Source organism: Boseongicola sp., assembly GCF_057460485.1.
In genome coordinates this window covers 1-20,991 of sequence record NZ_JBVCWP010000037.1, presented here as the reverse complement: position 1 = coordinate 20,991, position 20,991 = coordinate 1, and the positions used below count along the sequence as shown (strand labels likewise).

Here is a 20,991-nt window from a genome sequence, read left to right as displayed (position 1 = left end):
CCTGGAAGGCCCGCGACCCTCGCGCCCTGGCTGACGGAATCAAATAAACCCATGTCGCCTACTGGGTGTCCTCGGAGATCACCGAATGAAACGGCGCCAAAAGCTTTGGCTACCGGGCCTATAACCTCTACCAATTGGGCGACGATCAGACCCGAAGCCGGCTGATCCAGGACACCCCGGCAGACTTCTTTGCTGGCGCTCAGAGGCTGGATGCCGGGATCATCCTCCCTGACGCCCGGTTACAGCAAAAACTGCTGAGGGTCATCGCAAGCCCGACCGACAGATCGCTTCACAACGCAAACTATTCGGTTCTTGCGAACCCATCAAACAAACGGTTCCAGAACTGTACCGAGCACACTTTGGATGTTATGATGGCCGCAATCTACAACACGTCAGACCGCGCTCAGATAAAAGCGAACATCGGCGCACACTTCGACGCCCAGGCTGTGAAGATCAGTGGCCTGAAGCGCACCTTTGCCCGCGTCGCGTCTGCTGCGCTGACCACGTCAGATCATGGCGCACAGATTGGCACCGCAACATTCGGGTCCATCGCGCGCTTTATGAAGAAGCACGATCTGGCCGACGAAGTGTAGCGGATCACGCCTGATGCATCCTATCACTTCTGACAAAAAACGGCATTGTCCCAAACCGGGGCAATGCCCGTCAGCACAAGCGCAGGCTGGATAAATGGTAGATCATCTCGGGCGAACGATAGAGTTGGAACACCGCGAAAAGCACGCCCAGCGCCCCTAAGAGGTACATAAAGTGCGTCGTCCGCGTCATGCCACTTTCCCCTCGGGCCGCTCGTATATTGGCCAGTTCAGGGCCGCCGCCAAAAGGCTTAAGCCAATCGCCAGCCCCCAAGCCATATCATAGCTGCCGGTCCGGTCATACAACCAGCCGCCCATCCAGCCACCTGCGAACGACCCAAGTTGGTGCGCGAAAAAGACAATTCCACCCAGCATAGACATATGTTTTACGCCCCAGACGCTGGCCACCGTGCCGTTCGTCAAAGGCACCGTCGACAACCAGAAAAGCCCCATAAGCGCGCCGAAAACATACGCCGATGCGGCTGTGACGGGCATCAGCACAAAGCCCGCAATCAATGCCCCGCGCGCCAGATATATCCAGCTAAGCAACATCGGCTTACGCAGCCGGCCGCCCCAAAGACCGGCCAGATAGCTGCCAAGAATATTAACCAGCCCGATCAGCGCCAACACCACGGTCGCAACAGAAACGTCTACGCCCTCGTCCGCAAGAAACGCGGGCAGATGTACTGCGATAAAGACCACCTGAAAGCCGCAGGCAAAAAACCCAAGCGACAAAAGCCAGAAGTCGCGTGACCCGAACGCGCCGGACAAGGCTTCGCGGACCGTCGAGGTGTCGGGCGCGGCTGTGCTTGCCGCGACATCGACCCGCGTAATACCGAAGGCCAGCGGGGCCATCAAAAGCGCGAAGGCAGAGAGCGCCAACAAAGCACCGTCCCAGTCCAGAAACCCAATGAGCCCAAGCGTCATCGGCAACAAGGCAAACTGCCCGAATGACCCGACCGACATGGTGATCCCCATCGCCATGGATCGCTGTTCGGGCCGAACCAGACGACTGATTGCGCCGAAAATCACCGGGAATGTTGTGCCCGCAAGCCCGAGACCTATCAGCACGCCCGCGCCAAGGATAAAGACCACCTCGCCCGCCACCTGAGACATCGCCCAAAGCCCGGCCGCGTAAAAAAGTGCCCCAAGGACGATGATCTGTTTTGCACCAAAACGATCCGCCAGCATACCGGCGAAAGGTTGGCTTATGCCCCAGACAAGGTTCTGAAGCGCGATCGAAAACGCAAACGTTTCGCGGCCCCAGCCCTGCTCAAGCGAGATCGGCTGCAGAAAAAGTCCGAAACCGTGCCGGATCCCAAGAGAGAAAAGCAGGATCAACGCGCCGCAAGCCACGGCAAAGCCCGCTCCATTCCATTTGGATGTTTGGCCATCGGTCATGACTGCGGGGATATACCAACTTCTATGCCAAAACCACCCGAGCCAACGCTCCAAAGGTTAACATATTGGTCACAGGCGTTACCGCCCGCGCCAGATGCTATGTGCAAATACGCGACGGCGGATACGGGCACCGACGTGATAGCGACATCGCGATTTTGCACGGTCAACTATGATTTACTGGCTTTAAGACAGGGGCGGTTTGTGTGCCACACCCATCGCAAGGACGCGACGTTGAGGTTTCGGCGTAGACTCAGGCCTCTGAAATTACCCGATGAAGTTCTGTGTCAGCCAGAACTGCCCGCAGTATTGCGCGTTTGGATCAAAGGCGACTGCCGCCGTCGTTGCGCGAACCCGCCTATCGAGGATGTTTTTCCGGTGACCAGGAGAGTTCATCCAAAGCGTCACAACGTGCCGTGCCAAAGTTGCGTAGGAATGTGCGGGAAGCGGCTGTCCATCGTTGGTCCGAAATTGGCAAGCATTTGAATCAACTATTTTAAAGCGACGGTTGTCGATCTGATAGCGATGCACCATCCCGATGTTTTCCGATCCGGTTTTAAATCGAATCCCAGAGTTCTTCACCCGCTGTTTCAGCGTCGAGGCGCCAGCTACCGTACTTTTGTGGGTTAATTGCTGAGTACGTGCCATCCATTTCGAGTGCTTTTCAGCCTCTCTAGACAGGCGTGAGTTTGCATCTGAAACGCTCTCCAGCCCAGCCCGGCAGCGGTGAAAGTTCACTTCCGTACGGATTGCCTCGTCAAGCAGAGGTTGGTTTATGCCGGCCTGAGGCACGATGGTCTTAGCAGCCGTCGCGGATACATTCCGCGAGCAAGCCTCGGACGCAGTCGCAGCGACACAGGCAAGCGCAACTCCGGCAACAACAGTTGCAATCTTCGATCTCATTCGATGGCCCCTTGTACCTGCCCCCGAGCGCATTTTCGGAGCCAAATGCGGCCAAAGCGCGGCTTTACCTCGGCGCTCGTTTGGAATTTGTTCGGGAAAATGAAGCTCTGGCCGAGCCAGGCCGCGCGTTTTGGCAGTTCCTTGCCAGAACTTCTGGTTAGTTCTCGCGGCGCAGCGCGTCCATTGTGCGGACCAATTCTGCACTGATCCCCGGCTCGGACAGCGCATGCCCCGCCCTTGCAACAAATGACAATCGCGATCGCGGCCATGCTTCGTGCAGCCGATGCGCCGACAGCGGCGGACAGATCATATCGTAGCGACCCTGCACAATTGTTCCGGGCACATTCTGTAGGGCATCGAGGTTTGCTTCGATCCAACCATCGTGTTCAAGAAAACCAGCGTTGGTGAAATAGTGGTTTTCAAGCCGCGCAAATGCACGCGCGTATTCCGCCGGGCTATCACCCCGCGGGCCATCATTCGCGATAGATGCAAGCGTGTTTTCCCAGCTGGCCCAAGCCCGCGCGAACCGCGTTTCCGTCGCCAGATCGCCCGAGAACAGACGCCGATTATAGGCCTCGATCAGATCGCCATGCTCTTGTTTGGGAACAATCGCAGTGAAGCGTGCCCAGACATCTGGCCAGAACGCACCAGCCCCGCCGCCATAAAACCAGTCCAATTCACGCTGAGTCATCAAGAAGACACCGCGCAGCACAAGATGAGACACACGAATCGAATGCGTGATCGAATAGACCAGCCCAAGCGTAGCGCCCCAGCTACCACCAAAGACGATCCACTTGTCGACGCCCAGCTTCTCGCGGATATGTTCAATATCGCGCACAAGGTCCCACGTCGTATTGTTGGTGACGCTTGCATGAGGGCGCGAACGGCCACAGCCACGCTGGTCAAACAGAATGATTCGATAGTGCGTTGGGTCAAAATACCGACGCATCGCAGGACTACACCCGCCGCCGGGACCACCGTGAAAGACAACGACAGGCACTCCGTCCGGGTTGCCGCATTGTTCGACATAGATGCGATGGCCGTCTCCCACGTCCATCATCCGCTGATCGAATGGATCAATCGGCGGATAGAGAAACTGTGACGCACTTTTTTTGTCTGCAAGACGGTCCATGTAAGTTCTATATAATGCGAAAGCCCGGCAATCTATGTCAGTAACGACAGAATTTTTGAAAGGTCCCTAACGCATATGGCGAGTACGAACACAATTGACGCCTCGGAGATCGAGAAATTTCAGGCAATGGCCGCCGAATGGTGGGATCCGAACGGGAAGTTCAAGCCCCTACATATGCTGAATCCGTGCCGCTTGGATTACATCACGTCTCAGATTGCAGCCGAGTTTGGGCGCGATCTGACGTCTCCCTTGCCCTTTAAGGGACTTCGCATCCTCGATATTGGATGTGGCGGGGGTCTTTTGTCCGAGCCTATGGCGCGTTTGGGAGCCACTGTGGTGGGCGCCGATGCCGCCGAGCGCAATATACCTGTCGCAACGCTCCACGCCGAGCAGCAGGGGCTAAACATCGACTATCGGCATACATCTGCAGAAGCATTGGTCGCGGCCGGAGAAACGTTTGATGCCGTGATGAATATGGAAGTGGTGGAACATGTTTCGGACCCGCTTGCGTTTTTGACGGCCTGCCGTGACCTTCTGAAACCGGGTGGGTTGATGACGTGCTCGACGATCAACCGGAACCCGAAAAGCTACGCTATGGCCATTTTTGGCGCGGAATACGTAATGCGCTGGTTGCCAAAAGGCACGCACGAATGGTCAAAGTTCATCACTCCGGATGAGCTTTATGAGCTACTGGCAAAGGCGGGGCTAGATCCAGTTGATCGCAAAGGTTTCGTATTCAATCCGATCACATGGTCCTGGCGGCTGAGCAATCGGGATCTAAGTGTGAACTACGTCACAGCTTCGGTTCGTTCTTCGTAGAAGGCGCGTCGAACCGCTTTCGAATTTCGCGCAAAACAGGCAATGCCTGACGTACTTTTTCATGCCCGGCAGCGTCGACGGCGTCGTTCAGGATAGGCACAATCGCGGAAAGGGCCGCATCGCGCGCGCGCTTTCCAGCCGGGCTGATCGCGACAAACTTGCGGCGCGCATCATCCCAGTCGGGTCGGATATGGACATATCCAGCAGCCTCAAGCCGGCTGATCGTGTTGGTCATAGCGCCTCGCGTAATATGAAACGCACGCGCAAGCTGGGCCGGGGTCCGCTCGGACCCGGTGCGAGACAGATGATTCAGCACCGAGAAATGGCTCAACTCCATTCCCTTGGGCAAGGCTTTTGACAGGCGCGCGCGTGCCAGTTGGTCCGCCATGAATATCTCGCTGAAAAGCGCGATGGCCAGCGGGTCCCCTTTGTCACTGCTATTGTTCATGTTACCGATCTGTAGTTTCGATCATGGGTCAGGCTTGGGAGTCTATTTCTTACATCATCAACTGCGGACAGATTGAGATCAACCACTGTGACACCGGGCAAATCGCCGCCATCGGCCAGAATGTGCCCCCACGGATCGATTGCCAGTGAATGCCCGTAGGTCCGACGGCTGCGTCCTTTGGATGCTGAATGAGTACCACATTGGGCCGGGGCCAGCACAAAGCTTCCAGTCTCGATGGCGCGGGCTCGCAAAAGTGTTTCCCAATGGGCGACACCCGTTTCGGGCGAAAACGCGGAAGGGACCGTAAGAATCTTTGCACCAGCCTGCGCGAGGTGGCGAAAAAGATGCGGAAATCGCAGATCGTAGCAAATCGTCATACCAAGGCCGGTCCCGCCAATCTGTGCCAAGGAGGCCCGGTCACCCGGCCGATAGCCGTCGCTTTCGAGGTAAGTTTCCGTTTCGCTGATTGACACGTCAAACATGTGGATCTTGTCGTAGCGGGCGGCAATCTGACCATTGGGATCGATCAGAAAGGACCGATTGATAAAGCGTCCATCCCCGTCTGGGTCTTTCAGCGCCAGCGACCCGATCAGTATCCAGATGCTGTGGGCGTTTGCAGAATGTCTCAGTCCGGCCAAGGTGATATCGCTGGCTTCATCTTGCAGAACATCGTGTTGATGTGCGCGGGACATCGAAACGCAGTTCGTCACTTCCGGCGTTAGCGCGAACGTTGCGCCCCGCGCGGCTGCTTGGGAAATGTGGGATTGGGTGACCGGAAGGTTGGCCCCGGGGTTATCCGAAGCCGAAAGCTGGATCAGACCTACACGCAAAGCCTCAGGTCGCAAGCAGCGGGTCAAGCTTCCCGGACCGCTCGAGCGCATAAAGTTCGTCACAGCCACCGACGTGCGTTTCGCCAATGAAAATCTGCGGCACAGTGTGGCGGCCATTGGCGCGCGAAAGCATTTCTTGACGACGCTTCGGCTCGCGCGCAACGTCAACTTCAGAGAATGAAATGCCTTTGGACTTCAAAAGGCGCGTCGCTGCATGGCAAAAACCGCAGAAAGGCGACGTATAGATTTCAACGTTGTTCAAGGTCATAGCTCCTTCAGGCTTGACCTTCATTTAGGGAGTCTTGTCGGCTCTTGCCAGCACCAGAATGGAAATCTGTGCTGCGCCTGCCGCATATCAAGCGTGCGTGCGTGGATGCAGACAAGGTCACGCCCGACGTCAATGCATCGCCGATCAGCACGGCCTTGCGACCATTCAGATCGTCTTTTCGACTGTTTGCGAGGGAGTTCCCCCTTTGGAGCGTTGCCGAAGAGATCGTCGATGCCCATACCGTCCTGCGGTTTTTGTGCGCGAAGTCCCGATCAGTGCTTCGGGATCGGGCTTAGATCATAAAACTTAGCGACACCCTTCGCGCGGCTTTGCCGCCTGATTGCAGCGGCGTCTTATGAGACGGCTCCACTGAAGCGGCACAGGAACCAAAACGTATCTTGGTCGGCGCCCGCGCGAGCCACCCAGTGACCAGCGATCGCAACGAGATCAATTCGGTCTTCGTGCATGAAGCCCAATACAACACGCGACCGGCATCGCGATATGCCAATGCCACACGGCCCGTTTTTTAAGGCCGTTCCCTCTTAAGGCAATCGTCGCAGCTGTCTGCCGCACCATCGGCGTCACCGCAAAGATCGCAGCTATGTCCGGTTTGAAACGGTATATCTCGCCAAAAAGCGCCACAAAGCGCGCCGTGATCATCAACGAATTTCGAGCACAGAACGCGCTGGTCGGGATAGATCATTCCCACTGCACATTGCATAAACGCCATCTCACCTTACCTTGTTTGTTCCAATGACCGACACACCACGACTGACCGACCGAAGAGCCCTTAAGTTGCACCGCGCACGCGCGGCGCGCAGGCCACAGCTGTTCCTGCTAGACGAAGCGGCTGCTGATCTTGAAGAAAGACTGTCAGAAATTAAGAAAACCTTCACCAAGCCTGCGATTGTTGGGGGCATGCCCGGGCCTTTTCAGGCTGTGTTGCCGCCATCCGTCAGCGTTCTAGACGATGATCTGCTGGATTTGACGCGCGGTTCGCATGATTTGGTTGTTCACGCGATGTCGCTTCATTGGGCAGATGATCCCGTTGGACAGCTGGTCCAGTCACGGCTGGCGCTGGAGCCTGATGGGCTGCTTATTGCAATATTCTTCGGTGGTCAGACCTTGCACGAGTTGCGCACTGTTTTGGCGGAAGCAGAGGCGCGGGTAAGCGGTGGGCTTTCGCCGCGTGTTTTGCCGATGGGTGACCTGCGTGATCTGGGTGGTTTATTGCAACGGGCGGGATTTGCGCTGCCCGTGGCCGACAATCGCACGATTACTGTGCGGTACAAAAGCCTGGGCGATCTGATCCGTGACCTGCGTGGAATGGGCGAAACCAATGCGCTTGCCAATCGACATCGCGCTGTGGCGGACCGGCGCCTGTTTCAAGAAGCCGAAAGTTTGTACCGGGCGCAATTTTCCGACGACGACGGGTACCTGCTTGCGACCTTTGAGATGATATTTCTGACAGGCTGGGCCCCGCACGAAAGCCAGCCGAAACCTCTTCGCCCCGGATCGGCGAAAGGCCGACTTTCGGAGGCTTTGGGAACGCAAGAACGCCCAACAGGCGATCACATCGCACCACCGAGACGTTGACCTGGGCTTTATTCCGGTTATTTGACCTGTCAGGGGGAAGACTTTGACCGGAAGACCGCCTAAAATGATTGACGAGAAATCGATGCAGGAAGCCACATTGGCGAACAACGCCCCTCACGATAGCAACCCACATCTCCCCGCGGACCACCCCCCGGTGGCGCGGGAAAAGATCGGCATTCTTGTTGCCAACCTTGGAACCCCGGACGGATATGACTATTGGTCCATGCGCCGATACCTGAACGAGTTCCTCTCGGATCGTCGGGTCATCGACTATAATCCTTGGATTTGGCAACCGCTTTTGCAGGCTGTGATCCTGACGAAACGCCCGTTTTCAAGTGGCGCTGCCTATAAGTCGATCTGGAATGAGGCGCAGGGCGAGAGCCCCTTGATGACGATCACCAAAGCCCAGACCAAGAAAATCAGTGACGTGATGGCCGAACGTTTCGGCGATCAGGTTCTGGTTGATTTCTGCATGCGCTATGGCAACCCTTCGACGCAATCAAAGGTCCGCATGATGGTCGAGCGTGGATGCCGTAAGATACTGTTTTTCCCACTTTATCCGCAATACGCTGGTGCAACGACTGCTACCGCAAACGATCAATTTTTCCGCTCGGTAATGGCCGAGAAGTGGCAGCCGCCAGTGCGGACCGTACCGGGCTATTTCGACCGCCCGTCTTATATTGATGCTTTGGCGCAATCGGTTGAACGAGCCTATGGCGTGATGGAAACCAAACCAGATATTCTCGTGTGTTCCTACCACGGGGTCCCGCAGCGATATTTGATGGAAGGCGACCCCTACCATTGTCAGTGCCAGAAGACGACGCGCCTTTTAAAAGAACGCCTCGGCTGGGACAACAGCGAGATCGTGACCACCTTCCAAAGTCGCTTTGGGCCCGAGGAATGGCTTCAACCCTATACTGTCGAGGAAGTCGCGCGGCTTGCCGAGGGCGGCAAGAGGCGGATCGCAGTGATCGCGCCCGCGTTTTCGGCCGATTGCATCGAAACGTTAGAAGAGATCAACGAAGAGATCCGCGAAAGCTTCGAGGAAGCGGGCGGCGAACACTTCACCTATATCCCTTGCCTTAACGACGATGACGCCCATATCGCGGCGCTTTCAGAGGCAATTGAGGACAATTTGAAGGGGTGGATCGAGTCGCGTCCACTTGGCTAAGCGACCACCCGGTATAGACATCGAACCGACAATAGTGACGGCGCCTTCTGGGCAAGACCCATTTTGCGGCAAACTGTCTCGGAGGCAGTGTTTCCTGGTTGCATCCCCGTTGATGAGAGCCTGAAATCCATAGCGACCCCGCATGGGAAGCCTGGGCTATCGCGCCAAAGATCCGGGCACGTTCTTCGCCACGTCTTTCCTAGGCGGTTGCGGGCAGTCCCCTGAAAACGGGCCTGGTTTGGAACACTCTCATGTGACTCGTCTGTCAGATCAGCAAACCCAACCGCCCGGCCATCGCAGGTGAAGCGGGGGTCATCGCGTGTCATGCGAAAACCTCTCGAGACCGCAGCGCAATACGATGCACTGGGCCTCGGGCCGGAAAAATTCATTGCTCAGAGCAAAACATCCCGCCTGATGGACGCGATGGTGACAAAATCCCGAAGGTTGGCAAGCTGCTAGATCAACAAAACCTGCGTGCCGACCTTGGCGAGATCGTAAAGTTCGGTGATATGTTCGTTATAGAGGCCGATACAGCCGTTGGACGAGCGACGCCCGATCTTGCGCGTGTCGTGGGTGCCATGGATGCGGTAATAGGCCCAGGTCAGGTGCAGCGCCCGGATGCCGAGCGGGTTGTCGGGGCCCGGAGGCATGTAATCCGGCCAGTCTGGGTTGCGAACCTTCATGGCAGGCGTCGGGCGCCAGTCAGGCTCGGGATCTTTCACCACAACCTTGGTGCGACCGCGGCGCGTCAGATCTTCACTTAACGGCACTGATGTTGGGTACAGTTTATAGGTCGACTGTGACTCGTCCCAGTAGTGTAATGCGCGCGATGTGATATCGACGAGGATCGCGCCATTCCGCAAGTTGTCGAAATAGGGCTGCCAATCAAGAGCGCGGAAACTGGAGGCGTTGCGGCGGACGGTCTGCCCGTCCTGCTCGGAACCGTCAATTGACTGCGCCAACGCGGGGGCCGCAAGAACAGATGCGCTTGTTGCGAGAAACGCGCGCCGGTTGAATTTAGGGCTCGAAAAGTCGGTCATTTGGATTCTCTTTGAACAAGGCGTTGCCCTTAACACTAATGCTCCTTTGCAACATCTACAATTCACAGCAGCGTTAGTTGGCCGACTGTGTGACACTTACGTTTGAACCGGGCGAAAGTTCGCTGTATGGCAGTAAAAATTGACCAAAGGCCCTGTATCCATGATCCGCACACTTTTTTCCCTTGCTATGGCGCTTGTCGTTGCTGCTTGCGCGACCCCGGAACTACTGATTGGTCCGGACGGTAAGCCGTTACCGCGGATTTATATAATCGATGATGGCGACACGGCCGATATCCAGTTTCGCGTTTTGGACGGGGTTAACGCGCTTCGAGGTGCATCTGGCGCCGGTCCGGTGCGATTGTCGGCAGAGCTAAATGCGGCCGCCGCCACCCATGCGCGCGATATGTCCGTCCAAAATCGTCCCTGGCATTTCGGGTCGGACGGATCGAGCCCGCTTGATCGGGTTGCACGCGCTGGATATCAGGGCGGCCTGCTCGGCGAAAACATTTCGGAAACGTATGAGACCGAATTGGAGACCCTTTCGGCGTGGATGGAGCAACCTGACACACGCACTGTCATACTGGATTCGCGCGCAAATGATCTTGGCTTCGCCTGGTTTCAGGAGCCGAACGGGAAAATCTGGTGGACAATGATTGTGGGCGCACAGAGCGCAGGCGTGCGGCCGTCTACTTAAAGATCGACACAAAGGTACCGTTTGGAACCATCGCGTAAACTTCTTCCATTTCATCGTTAGAGATGGCGACACATCCCCACGTCCAGTCGGGCTTTGGTTTGCTGATCAGTGTCCCTTCACCGTGGATAAAGATATCCCCGCCCGGGTCCTCCCCCAAAGCTTTTGCCTCGGCGATGTCGTGCCTGTTGGGATAATCGATCCCGATCGAAAGGTGGAAGCGGCTGTCCGGGTTACGACGGTCAACGCGATAGTGTCCCTCTGGGGTTCTGCCGTCACCTTCGACCTTTTTGTCGCCCGCAGGGGCAAAGCCCAGCGCAATATCGTAGGATCTGAGCGCTTTGTTCCCATGCAAAAGATACATTTTGCGCTTTTCTTTAAGCACAATCACCCGCGTCACTTCGGGACCAGAATAGCTTTGAAACTTTGACGCACAGGCCGACAGTGCCGTTGCCAGCATGCCGAAAAGTGCGAAACGCCTTGTAAATCGCATGATCCTTGCTCGACCCTTTTGCCTCAAACTTCCTATAACGCAGCGAACACTCTATGTGAATCCACTTCATGCAAGCGTCAGTCCTGCCGCCACCTCAACATGAGGAGACCAGCGAAACTGGTCCACAATATCAATCCAATCGAGCCTGTATCCCGAATTCGTTAAGATTGCGGCATCCCGGGCGAAGGTGACCGGGTTACACGAAATCGCCGCAATGCGTTGCACTTTTGCAGCAGCGATTTCATGGATTTGTGCTTCGGCGCCGGCTCGTGGCGGGTCAATCACAATCGCATCAAATCGTTGAAGTTCATCAGGCGTAAGGGGGCGGCGGAACAGATCGCGGCGCTCGGTTGTGACACGCTTGACGCCTTTTGCATGGCGCCAGCCCGCATCGAGGGCGTCGAGAAGTGACTGTTCACTTTCGACGGCGTGAACCTCGGCTGCTAGGGAAAGCGGCAGCGCAAAAGTGCCGCATCCAGCAAAAAGATCGAGAATTTTGCCAGCCCCCCCGACGGCATCTTTGATCGAGGTAAGCAACGCAAGCTCGCCTTCTGCCGTAGCCTGAAGGAAAGCACCTGGCGGAACAGGAACAGGGGCTGTCCCCATACGCAAAATGGGGGCCACGCGTTGCGCAATGACCTCGTCATCCCAGCTTATCCGGGCAAACCCTGCCGTGTTGGATATCTCGATCAAGACTTGCCGTAAATCGTTATCGAGCGGCTTACCATCGGTTACGGCAACGTCTAATCCGGTGTCAGTATCTGTCACGGAAAGCCGCAGCGAGCTTTTGCGCGAGGCGCCGATACGCGTGATATCTTCAAGCGCGGGCAGTGCTGCGAGAAGAGATGGCCTCACGATCTGGCAGTCGGGAACAGCGATCACAACGTCACTTGCGGGGCCATGGAAGCCGACGATTGCGCCCTTCTTCGTCCGGCGCCCTGTAAAGGCGGCGCGGCGGCGCGATGACGCGGGCGATGTGTGGAGGCGACGCAAGGGCGCCGACAGACCGACAGCGCCCAAAGCGCGGGTTACAACATCTTGCTGCCATCCAGCCACAAAGGCATCCGAGGCGTGCTGCAAAGCGCAGCCACCGCATGTTTTGTAGTGCCGACATTTCGGTGAAACACGGTCCGAAGACGGCGTAACAATCCGCGGTGCGGTAAGGCGAGTGCCGTCCAAATCACCTTCAACCGTTTCACCAGGAAGGGTCCGGGACGCAAAAATCGGGCCATGCGCAATGCCATCGCCCTGGTGTCCAAGTCGCTCAATCGTAACTTTAGTCATCTATTCTGCGGCCTCCCGGACCCCGATAAAACCGCCAGACTGACGCTGCCAAAAGCGGGCGTAGAGGCCGTTGGCCTCGAGCAATTCGTCATGGGTGCCCGCTTCCACAATGCGGCCCTCGTCAAGAACAACAATTCGATCCATGCGCGCAATGGTCGAAAGGCGGTGGGCGATGGCAAGAACGGTTTTGCCTTCCATTACAAGATCGAGCGCGGTTTGAATTGAAGCTTCGACTTCGGAATCGAGCGCACTGGTCGCCTCGTCCAGAACCAGTATTGGCGCGTCCTTCAGAAATGCGCGGGCCAACGCGATACGCTGCCGCTGTCCACCCGAAAGCTTGACGCCGCGCTCGCCAAGATGCGCGTCGTAGCCTGTGCGGCCCTTATGGTCCTCAAGGCCCAGAATAAAGTCATGGGCCTCGGCGCGGCGAGCGGCCGCTTCGATGTCGGCCTCGCTTGCACCGGGCTTGCCATAAAGGATGTTGTCACGCGCCGCGCGATTAAACATGGCGGTTTCCTGAGTGACCATGCCGATCTGGCGTCGAAGACTTTCCTGTGTAACCTCCCGCACATCATGTCCGCCGACGAGCACACGGCCGCCTTCTGTATCGTAAAGCCTGAGCAGAAGCGAAACGAGTGTTGACTTGCCCGCGCCCGAAGCGCCAACAATACCAAGCTTTTCGCCCGCCTGGACATTTAGCTTGATCCCTTCAACGCCACCGGTCTTCCGGCCATAGGCGAAATTGACGTCGTCGAACTGGATCGATGGCTCGATAGTGGCGAGGACTTTTGCATCGGGGCTGTCGGTCAGGGTGCGCGGTGGCGTCAGAGTGTTCATGCCGTCCTCGACCTCACCGACGTTGGCGTAAATCGCCATCAGCACGTGGCTTACCCAACCCGTCATCTGCGCGATCCGAATTGAGATCGCGCCGGCAGCTGCAATGTCACCTGCGGTCGCGGCGCCTTGGCTCCAGAACCAAAGCGTGCCGCCGATCAGCATCACGGGCACCATTCATGCGACCGCCATCAGACAGAAGCGGAACGTTGCTGCTATAATACCGTAGTCCAAAGCGCGCTCGCGGAAACTGCGGACAGCCTCGGTCGCGGCGGTCTCTTCGTGGGCGTCGTGCGCGAAGAGCTTCACCGTTTTGACGTTTGTGATTGTGTCGACGATCTGCCCCGTAACCATCGCGCGAGCATTTGCGCGGGCTTTTGACCGTTTGCGGATGCGCGGCATAAACCAGCGGATCATCAGCAAATACAACAACAGCCAAGCGCCAAGCGCCAAGGCCATCCAACCGTTTATCGAGGTGAGCAGCAGTGCAGACGCGATAAGCGAAGCAATCGCAAAGAATAGGACGTTGATAACCTCGCCCGCGACATCGGTCAGGGCGCGCGCGGTTTGCATTTGCTTCTGGGCGATGCGCCCTGCAAAGTCATTGTCAAAAAACGTGACCGCCTGCCCAAGCGTCCAGCGATGGAGGCGCGTCAGAACAAGCGGGTTGAGGTTTGGCAACACAACGACGGCGTTGGCCAGAGATGACAGGCCAAAGAACAGCGGACGCGCTATGACAAAGAAGCCAAGCACCAGAAGCACGAGGCTCCAATTGGCGTTTAAAAAATCGCTTGGATCCGATCCGATCGCCGTGTCGATCACATGTCCAAGCAGGATCGCTGACATAACTTCAAGTGTGCCGGCTGCCGCAGAGATCAGGCCCGCGATCAAAAGTATCGGGAAGGACCCGGCAAGCGCCCAGCGAAAAAATGCGGCCAGGGTGCGCGGCGGATCGGCCTCCGCCGGCTGGAATGCGTCGATAAGATTTCCCGCGCGACGGATCATTCGGCTGCCTCGACTTCTGTCCCGATAAACCCGCCCGATTGCCGGCTCCAGAACCGGGCATATAGCCCGTCTTGAGCCAATAGCTCGCCGTGGGCGCCTTGTTCAACGATGTGTCCTGCGTCGAGAACGAGAATCCGATCCATCTGCGCGATAGTAGACAGACGGTGAGCAATCGCGATCACGGTTTTGCCCGCCATCATGCCGTAGAGCGTTTTCTGAATCTCGGCCTCGACCTCGGAATCAAGTGCGCTGGTTGCTTCGTCCAGAATGAGGATGGGCGCATTTTTCAAAATAACGCGCGCAAGGGCGATCCTTTGGCGCTGACCACCGGACAGTTTCACACCGCGTTCGCCGACGTGCGCATCATAGCCAGTGCGTCCCTCAGGGTCCTCGAGAGCCAGGATGAACCCATGCGCTTCGGCGCGATGCGCGGCCTCAATCATGTCGGTCTCGCTCGCCTCTGGTCGGCCATAGAGGATGTTGTCGCGGACAGAACGGTGCAAGAGCGAGCTATCCTGTTGGACCATACCGATGTGGGCGCGAAGGCTGTCTTGCCTTACCTTTGTGATGTCCTGATCGTCGACCGTTATGACACCACTGTCAGGATCGTAAAACCGCAACAGAAGCTTCACGAGGGTCGATTTCCCAGCGCCTGACCGCCCTATGAGACCGATTTTTTCGCCAGGATTAATCGTTAGGTCGATCTGGTCAAGGCCACCTGTTTCTTTGCCATAGTGGTGCGAGAGCGATTTCATCTCGATGCGCCCATCCGTAAGTTTAAGCGGCTCAGCGCCTCCGGCGTCGACCAGCGTGATGGGTTCAGCGATGGTTTGCATTCCCTCGGCAACAACGCCGAGATTTCGAAAAAACGACGAAAGTGACCACATAATCCAGCCGGTCATTGCGTTCAGACGCAGAACCAGAGCGGACGCGAGCGCAACGACGCCGATGGACGCCGCGCCAGTTGTCCATAGCCAGATGCCCCAGCCAACAACAGCAACGATAAGAAACCCGTTAATCAGGGTCAGGAAGACATCCATGATGGTGTAGAGCCGCATTTCCAATTGGAATGTGACGCGCGAATGCTCGATTGCTTCGCGGGCATATTCGCGCTCGACGTCTGTATGCGCGAACATCTTGACGGAATGGATGTTGGTATAGCTGTCAACAACGCGCCCTGTGACCGCGCTTCGGGCATCGGATGCGGCCTTGCTGGCCGGGCCAACGCGCCGCACAACCCAACGCACCAGCATCAGATAAAGCACCAGCCAAATCGCCAGCGGAATCATTAGCCGTGGATCTGAGCCTGACAAAAGGATGAATGCGCCGCCAATATAGGCGATGGAATAGGCCATCGCGTCAAAAACCTGAAAGATCGCCTCGCCTGCGGCTGGTGGTGTTTGCATGATCCGGTTTGCAATGCGTCCCGCAAAATCATTTTCGAACCACCCTACGGATTGGCGCATTACATGGCTGTGCGCGCGCCACCGGATCAGCGTGCCGAAATTTGGCAGGATCGCGTTATTGAGAAACCCCACGTCTATTGCTTGAATAATCGGGCGCACGATCAGCAGGAACAGCGCAAGCATCAGCATCTCGACACCGTATTCGGCCCAGTATGTATCCGGATCGGTATCCGTCAGCGTATCAACAAGACGGCCGAGGTAAGCAATGAGCCAGATCTCAATCAGCGCGCTAAGCATGGTCAGCACGCCGGTTACGGCAAAGACCCTTTTGAAGGGCTGGCAGTAATCCCAGATGAATGCCCACAGCTTTTGGGGTGGCCGGTCGGTGACGGGATACGCGCAATAGGGATCAACAAGATTTTCTAGGTATCGAAACATGGCGGGCGCTCCGGGAGGTCGGGCAAAATGGCAATATGACAGGGTTGGCGCTGCGCGAACCCAAAACAGGATTGGGCCGGTTAGCTATCCGGGATGCAGATCCTGTAAATCATAGTGCGCCCTCCTTATTCGACCTGCCCGTCGTACCCGATTGCGGCCTGCCTGTCATCACTCTTTCAGGGCAATCTCAAGCAAGGCCTCCCGATCAAGCCCAAAATCGCTTTTGATCCAAGCGGTTTCTGCCCGTTTTAAAGCGGCCCCAAGCGCTGGTCCTTGGAGGCGGTCCAGCAGATCGCGGGCTTTTAGGGGGAACTCAGCTTTGGCGGCACGCTCGATCAGCGACGCTGTATTTGGGGCCAAAGGTTGTTCTGTCAAAGCCTGACGCAGCAAGATGACGCTCCATGCTACGGACGTGCCGTGCCGCCATGCGATTTCCGAAAGTCCGGTTAAGTTAGAGACAAAATCGGTGAGCTGATTTCGCTTTTTCGCGTCCGAACGAGACAGCCTAAGGCGATCCGTGGGGTCCAGACCGCCCAGCGCAGCAAGGCGCCGCAGGGGATCCGGCGGCTGAACAGCCTCGCCTTCAAGGTGGACCAGCGGCGCGACCCATTGTAAACTTGCGCCGGGCAAAATGGCGCTCAAAGCACCGGTCGAAAACATGCCCGCCAAGGCGGGCGCCGGATCGTTTGCCGCGAGAAGCTTGAGCATTTCGGCTCCGACCCTTTCGCCGGCAAGGCTGTCGAGCCCTTCGAGATTGCTTGCAATCGCGGCCAGCGCGTCGGCGTCGAGACCTTGGCCGGGATCACCATATTGCGCGTGAAACCGAAAAAATCGCAGGCTTCGCAGGTAGTCCTCTTTGATCCGTGCATCCGCGTTTTCGATGAAGCGAACCCGACGGGCAAGAAGGTCGGGCAGGCCATTGAGCGGATCCTGAACGCCCCCTGCTGCATCTACGTAAAGGGCATTCATGGTGAAGTCGCGGCGGCGGGCATCCTCACGGATATCATTTGTGAAAACCACAACCGCGCGTCGGCCGTCGGTTTCAATATCGTGACGAAACGTTGTGACTTCGAATGCAGTCTTGCCAGAGACAAGCGTGACCGTGCCGTGCTCAAAGCCTGTGGGAATGGCCTTCAGCCCGGCAGATCGCGCAAGCCGAGTGGTTTCTTCTGGCGTTGCTGACGTCGCGATATCGATGTCGCTGACGGGGACACCCAAAAGAGTATTTCGCACACACCCCCCAACCGCAAACGCCTGATGGCCCGCAGCGGCAAGCACCGTGAAAACACGCTGGGTATCAGCGCTGTTCAGCCAGTCTGCGTCAATCCGCTTCATCCGCCATCCGATCAGCTAAGGCGCACAACATGCGCGCGGTTGCCCCCCAGATGTAATAGGGTCCCCATGGCACCGTAAAGTAGGCGCGCCGGGCTCCTCGCCAGCGGCGCGACTGGACCGAATAGCGAGACCGGTCCAGAACATGCGCAAGCGGAACCTCGAACACCTCCGCGACCTCACCCGGCTCTGGCAGGAGTGTGACTGGTTTCTCGACAATCGCCAATACAGGTGTGACTTGAAAACCGGTGACCGTTTCGTGGGACGGCAGAGCGCCGATCACGTTTACCGCTTGCACAGGGAGGCCGATCTCTTCTTGTGCCTCTCGCAAGGCAGTTGCTGTGGCATCGGCATCGCCCGCGTCAACTTTGCCGCCAGGAAAGGCAATTTGCCCGGGGTGGTGTTTTAACGTCGGCGCCCGCTTGGTCAGCAATAGGGCTGGGCCTGACGGCCGATCTGCAAACGCCACCAAAACAGCGGCTGGGCGCAGCAGCCGCCCTTCGGGCAGCAAGACATCCGCGTTCAAGTCGTAGTCAGATGACGTATGTCCTGGTTTTGCCAGCGCCAATTCGAGGCGCTGGCGCAAATCACAAGTCATTTTCTTCGGCTTCAAACCCCAGCGTTTTTGGATCGAATTCGTAGTGTGATCCACAAAACTGACAATCTGCGGTCACGATACCATCGTCTGTCGTCATGTGGCCGATGTCTCGCGCCGAATAGATTGAAAGCGACTGGCGCACCCGATCAGAAGAGCACGTACATCCAAACACGACCGGCTGCGCATCAAAAACACGTGGCCCGTCCTGATGGAAAAGTCGCACCAGCAAGTCGGTCGGCTGAACAGTCGGACCAATCAACTCAATCTCTTCCGCCGTATCGAGCAGCACATTGACGTGAGTCCAGTTCTCGGACTCATCGCCCCCAAGCACATCATCCGCCAACAAAAGCCCCCCCTCGCCAGACCCTGCGTCGGCCACAGAGGGTGAGGCTTTTGGCATCTGCTGAACCATAATGCCGCCTGCACGCCAATGCATGTCTTCGCCCGGCGATTGTGTTTGACCAAAGCTTAAAGCAAAGCGCGTCGGCAGCTGTTCGGACTGCGCAAAATAAGTTTCGGCACAGGCCGACAGTGATCCCCCTGCAATCGGTGTTATTCCTTGATAGGGGACCGTGCCTGCTCCTTGATCGATGAGGATGGCAAAGTATCCATTGCCAATTTGGCTGAAAGGGTCTGCGGTCAGATCAAGTCTGTCCTCGTCATAGCTGGCATAGGCGCGGATGCGCGCCGGCGCGCCGTCGTTGGTCGGGCCATAGTAGTCCGTGGCGATCAGCCTAGCTGGGCCGTCACCGCGAATTTGAATTGACAGCTTCCAGCGAAGCTTGATTGTCTGGCCAATGAGGGCAGTGAGCAGAGTGGCTTCAGCCACCAGAGCTTCAATTAGGGTGGGATAATCATGCTGCGAGAGCGCTTGCTGAAGCATCCCGTCCAAGCGCGCGACGCGGCCGCGAGTGTCGGTGCGGTCAAGCTGGAACGGCAGGACTGTATCGTCCCAGGCGATTTTTGATCCGATATTCATGGGGTTTCCTTACGCAACGCGCGGGTGCATACCGCGACTATATAGGGGCTGCAAGGCGAGGACCAAGGGCATGATCCCTCGAATGGGAGAACCGGTCTTGTCCGGCCAACGATACAGGCGGCGTCCGGGCATCTACGCGGTGCTACTGCGCGGCGATGCTGTGCTGATGACCTATCAATCTGAGCCTGAGCCTGAAATCCAGCTACCGGGCGGCGGTATTGATCCCGGAGAGCATCCTATTCCGGCACTTCACCGTGAAGTTTTTGAGGAAACCGGATGGCGGATTGATAAGCCTCGTAGGCTTGGGGCATTCCGAAGATTCACCTTTATGCCCGAGTACGATCTATGGGCCGAGAAGGTTTGTCACATCTACTTGGCGCGGCCCGTTTTGTGTCTTGGGCCGCCGCTGGAGGCAGCACATACAGCTGTTTGGATGAGCCTACCCGACGCGGTTGACCGTGTTGCAAATGAGGGTGACCGGCTTTTTTTGGAGCGGTGCATTCGTTAGCTCAGAGCTAATCGCTCAAGGACAGCTGCTGACAGATCATCGCAAAAATCTGCGCGCCCAGAAACACCAGACAACCCGTCTTGCAGCGCTTCAACAAACTGAAGGCCGCGCCTTACAAACACTTCAATAAAAAGCTCTTCGAGGCCTTCATCGTCAAGAAGCGCATCATCTGCGTAGCCCATGCATTTGGGGATCCCGTCCGAGCAAAGGCGGTCTCTGGTTTCCAGTCGACTCTGAAATGACGAAACCTCGGCATTGGGAATAAGGCCGATGGGCATGCAGAACGAAGATGCGTATTCTATACCTCCATCAGCGCGGGGAATGGCCGGGCCTGGGCGGCCTGCCAGTGAAAGTGTCGCCACTCCAGTGCTTGGGTCGGCATCCGCCAGGATAATCGTCAGATACCTATCGGTCCCAATCTCGGCGACAAGTCGGTCGTTTAGCGCGGTGTACATTAGGTCTGGCGGACGCACCGTTCGATTGCCCTGTTCGTCTCTCGCCAATGCAAAGTTTCGGGCGGGCGGCGCCAAATTAAGAAAGTCTTAAGGGGCTTTGACGGGAAGTCGTCCGCGCCGCCGTCAAGTCCGAGAATGCCGGCAATACGTCGGACGGCAATCGCGGAAATCCTTCGACACCTCGCGCATCAAGGCGAACTAAAATGAGCGGTCAACCTCTCGTGGGACGTCCGGTGGCGGAATGGAGAGTTTCTTCGGCAAGCTAACCGGAAAGGACAAGCGTGCGGCCAAAACGACAAAACCCGAAAGGCCAGCGAAGCTACGGCAGGTCGCGAAGAAGAAGAAAAGACTGAAGACGGCGCGTTTCATTCCAGCGCGTTGGGAAATATAAACGGCGCGCTTAGCGCAAACATCAATGCCGTGCTGGCCCATATGCGGAACGGAAACGAAAATGGTCCCGTGGGCCATGTCGCCGCGTTGGCCGCTGCAACCGCCAGTGCCGAAGCGGGTCAAGTATTGTTGGATCGCGCAGCACTTTTTGATCTGCTTGCAAATTCGTCCTGCGGCAGCGGGGAAGAAAACTATTCTGCGATTGATGGGACGACGGGGAGATAGGGCGGACGCGCGAGGAAGACCAACTTTTATCTGACTTGCAAAGTCGCTTCTCTGAGCAGGATCGGATCGCCAAACAGGAAGCCGTCGACAACGCCGTCGATGATCTGGGCGGCGAAGACGCGTGCGGCAAAGCGGAAAACCGTTGCCTGACCGACGAT

General features: G+C 57.1%; 20 protein-coding genes and 2 pseudogenes. 6 read left to right on the top strand and 16 right to left on the bottom strand.

Annotated elements, in window-relative coordinates:
* Positions 1-119 precede the first annotated feature (119 nt).
* Positions 120-593: pseudogene (locus AC221Y_RS07170) on the top strand (DUF2145 domain-containing protein); the annotation flags it as partial.
* Between the two features lie 186 nt (positions 594-779).
* Here AC221Y_RS07170 and AC221Y_RS07165 read toward each other — a convergent pair.
* The 3 genes from AC221Y_RS07165 to pip all read right to left on the bottom strand — a co-directional run bounded on the left by AC221Y_RS07165 (position 780) and on the right by pip (position 4,023).
* Complete coding sequence (locus AC221Y_RS07165) at positions 780-1,991, bottom strand: MFS transporter (protein ID WP_486707061.1); 1,212 nt, start codon at positions 1,989-1,991, stop codon at positions 780-782.
* Between the two features lie 264 nt (positions 1,992-2,255).
* The gene (locus AC221Y_RS07160) at positions 2,256-2,891 is read right to left on the bottom strand and encodes a CAP domain-containing protein (RefSeq protein WP_299749583.1); all 636 of its coding nucleotides are present in this window, start codon (positions 2,889-2,891) and stop codon (positions 2,256-2,258) included.
* Positions 2,892-3,048: 157 nt separating this feature from the next.
* Positions 3,049-4,023 (bottom strand): prolyl aminopeptidase, encoded by a 975-nt coding sequence (gene pip / locus AC221Y_RS07155; protein WP_299749586.1) that lies wholly within the window; start codon positions 4,021-4,023, stop codon positions 3,049-3,051.
* A gap of 75 nt (positions 4,024-4,098) precedes the next feature.
* On the opposite strand from pip, the gene ubiG reads away from it, so the two are divergent.
* Positions 4,099-4,842: a bifunctional 2-polyprenyl-6-hydroxyphenol methylase/3-demethylubiquinol 3-O-methyltransferase UbiG gene (gene ubiG / locus AC221Y_RS07150; RefSeq protein ID WP_299749589.1), complete on the top strand. Its 744-nt coding sequence runs from the start codon at positions 4,099-4,101 to the stop codon at positions 4,840-4,842.
* Here the strand turns inward: ubiG and AC221Y_RS07145 are convergent.
* The 4 genes from AC221Y_RS07145 to AC221Y_RS07130 all read right to left on the bottom strand — a co-directional run bounded on the left by AC221Y_RS07145 (position 4,817) and on the right by AC221Y_RS07130 (position 7,091).
* Complete coding sequence (locus tag AC221Y_RS07145) at positions 4,817-5,290, bottom strand: MarR family winged helix-turn-helix transcriptional regulator (protein ID WP_299749592.1); 474 nt, start codon at positions 5,288-5,290, stop codon at positions 4,817-4,819. The genes ubiG and AC221Y_RS07145 overlap by 26 nt on opposite strands.
* Complete coding sequence (locus AC221Y_RS07140) at positions 5,287-6,120, bottom strand: carbon-nitrogen hydrolase family protein (protein WP_299749727.1); 834 nt, start codon at positions 6,118-6,120, stop codon at positions 5,287-5,289. The genes AC221Y_RS07145 and AC221Y_RS07140 overlap by 4 nt, the downstream gene beginning before the upstream one ends.
* 4 nt (positions 6,121-6,124) lie before the next feature.
* Positions 6,125-6,382 carry a glutaredoxin 3 gene (grxC, locus tag AC221Y_RS07135; protein ID WP_299749595.1) on the bottom strand — a complete coding sequence of 86 codons (258 nt, stop codon included), beginning with the start codon at positions 6,380-6,382 and terminating at the stop codon, positions 6,125-6,127.
* 532 nt (positions 6,383-6,914) lie between these two features.
* The gene (locus tag AC221Y_RS07130; RefSeq protein ID WP_486707062.1) at positions 6,915-7,091 is read right to left on the bottom strand and encodes a double zinc ribbon domain-containing protein; all 177 of its coding nucleotides are present in this window, start codon (positions 7,089-7,091) and stop codon (positions 6,915-6,917) included.
* A gap of 50 nt (positions 7,092-7,141) precedes the next feature.
* On the opposite strand from AC221Y_RS07130, the gene AC221Y_RS07125 reads away from it, so the two are divergent.
* Positions 7,142-7,984, top strand: coding sequence for a methyltransferase domain-containing protein (locus AC221Y_RS07125; RefSeq protein ID WP_486707060.1), 843 nt, complete (start codon positions 7,142-7,144; stop codon positions 7,982-7,984).
* Positions 7,985-8,066: 82 nt separating this feature from the next.
* Positions 8,067-9,155: a ferrochelatase gene (hemH, locus tag AC221Y_RS07120; RefSeq protein ID WP_299749729.1), complete on the top strand. Its 1,089-nt coding sequence runs from the start codon at positions 8,067-8,069 to the stop codon at positions 9,153-9,155.
* Positions 9,156-9,610: 455 nt separating this feature from the next.
* Here hemH and AC221Y_RS07115 read toward each other — a convergent pair whose 3' ends face one another.
* Positions 9,611-10,195, bottom strand: a complete 585-nt coding sequence (locus tag AC221Y_RS07115) for a L,D-transpeptidase (RefSeq protein ID WP_299749601.1) — start codon at positions 10,193-10,195, stop codon at positions 9,611-9,613.
* Positions 10,196-10,355: 160 nt separating this feature from the next.
* On the opposite strand from AC221Y_RS07115, the gene dalA reads away from it, so the two are divergent.
* Positions 10,356-10,889: a divisome-associated lipoprotein DalA gene (gene dalA, locus AC221Y_RS07110; protein WP_299749604.1), complete on the top strand. Its 534-nt coding sequence runs from the start codon at positions 10,356-10,358 to the stop codon at positions 10,887-10,889.
* Here dalA and AC221Y_RS07105 read toward each other — a convergent pair.
* The 7 genes and pseudogenes from AC221Y_RS07105 to hslO form a co-directional block, all read right to left on the bottom strand.
* Positions 10,882-11,379 carry a L,D-transpeptidase family protein gene (locus AC221Y_RS07105; protein ID WP_299749607.1) on the bottom strand — a complete coding sequence of 166 codons (498 nt, stop codon included), beginning with the start codon at positions 11,377-11,379 and terminating at the stop codon, positions 10,882-10,884. The genes dalA and AC221Y_RS07105 overlap by 8 nt on opposite strands.
* Before the next feature lie 66 nt (positions 11,380-11,445).
* Positions 11,446-12,663 (bottom strand): class I SAM-dependent RNA methyltransferase, encoded by a 1,218-nt coding sequence (locus tag AC221Y_RS07100; RefSeq protein ID WP_486707059.1) that lies wholly within the window; start codon positions 12,661-12,663, stop codon positions 11,446-11,448.
* A pseudogene (locus AC221Y_RS07095) lies at positions 12,664-14,502 on the bottom strand (ABC transporter ATP-binding protein).
* Positions 14,499-16,346, bottom strand: a complete 1,848-nt coding sequence (locus tag AC221Y_RS07090; protein WP_486707058.1) for an ABC transporter ATP-binding protein — start codon at positions 16,344-16,346, stop codon at positions 14,499-14,501. Before AC221Y_RS07090 ends, AC221Y_RS07095 begins: the two are co-directional and overlap by 4 nt.
* A gap of 168 nt (positions 16,347-16,514) precedes the next feature.
* The gene (locus AC221Y_RS07085; protein ID WP_299749619.1) at positions 16,515-17,681 is read right to left on the bottom strand and encodes a CCA tRNA nucleotidyltransferase; all 1,167 of its coding nucleotides are present in this window, start codon (positions 17,679-17,681) and stop codon (positions 16,515-16,517) included.
* Entirely contained in the window at positions 17,668-18,276 is a 609-nt protein-coding gene (locus AC221Y_RS07080; protein WP_299749622.1) for a CoA pyrophosphatase, read from the bottom strand. The genes AC221Y_RS07085 and AC221Y_RS07080 overlap by 14 nt, the downstream gene beginning before the upstream one ends.
* Positions 18,266-19,255: an Hsp33 family molecular chaperone HslO gene (gene hslO, locus AC221Y_RS07075; protein ID WP_299749625.1), complete on the bottom strand. Its 990-nt coding sequence runs from the start codon at positions 19,253-19,255 to the stop codon at positions 18,266-18,268. Before hslO ends, AC221Y_RS07080 begins: the two co-directional genes overlap by 11 nt.
* Before the next feature lie 70 nt (positions 19,256-19,325).
* On the opposite strand from hslO, the gene AC221Y_RS07070 reads away from it, so the two are divergent.
* Positions 19,326-19,763 (top strand): NUDIX domain-containing protein, encoded by a 438-nt coding sequence (locus tag AC221Y_RS07070; RefSeq protein WP_486707057.1) that lies wholly within the window; start codon positions 19,326-19,328, stop codon positions 19,761-19,763.
* Here AC221Y_RS07070 and AC221Y_RS07065 read toward each other — a convergent pair.
* Positions 19,760-20,236 carry a PP2C family protein-serine/threonine phosphatase gene (locus AC221Y_RS07065; RefSeq protein WP_299749631.1) on the bottom strand — a complete coding sequence of 159 codons (477 nt, stop codon included), beginning with the start codon at positions 20,234-20,236 and terminating at the stop codon, positions 19,760-19,762. The genes AC221Y_RS07070 and AC221Y_RS07065 overlap by 4 nt on opposite strands.
* Between the last annotated feature and the right edge of the window lie 755 nt (positions 20,237-20,991).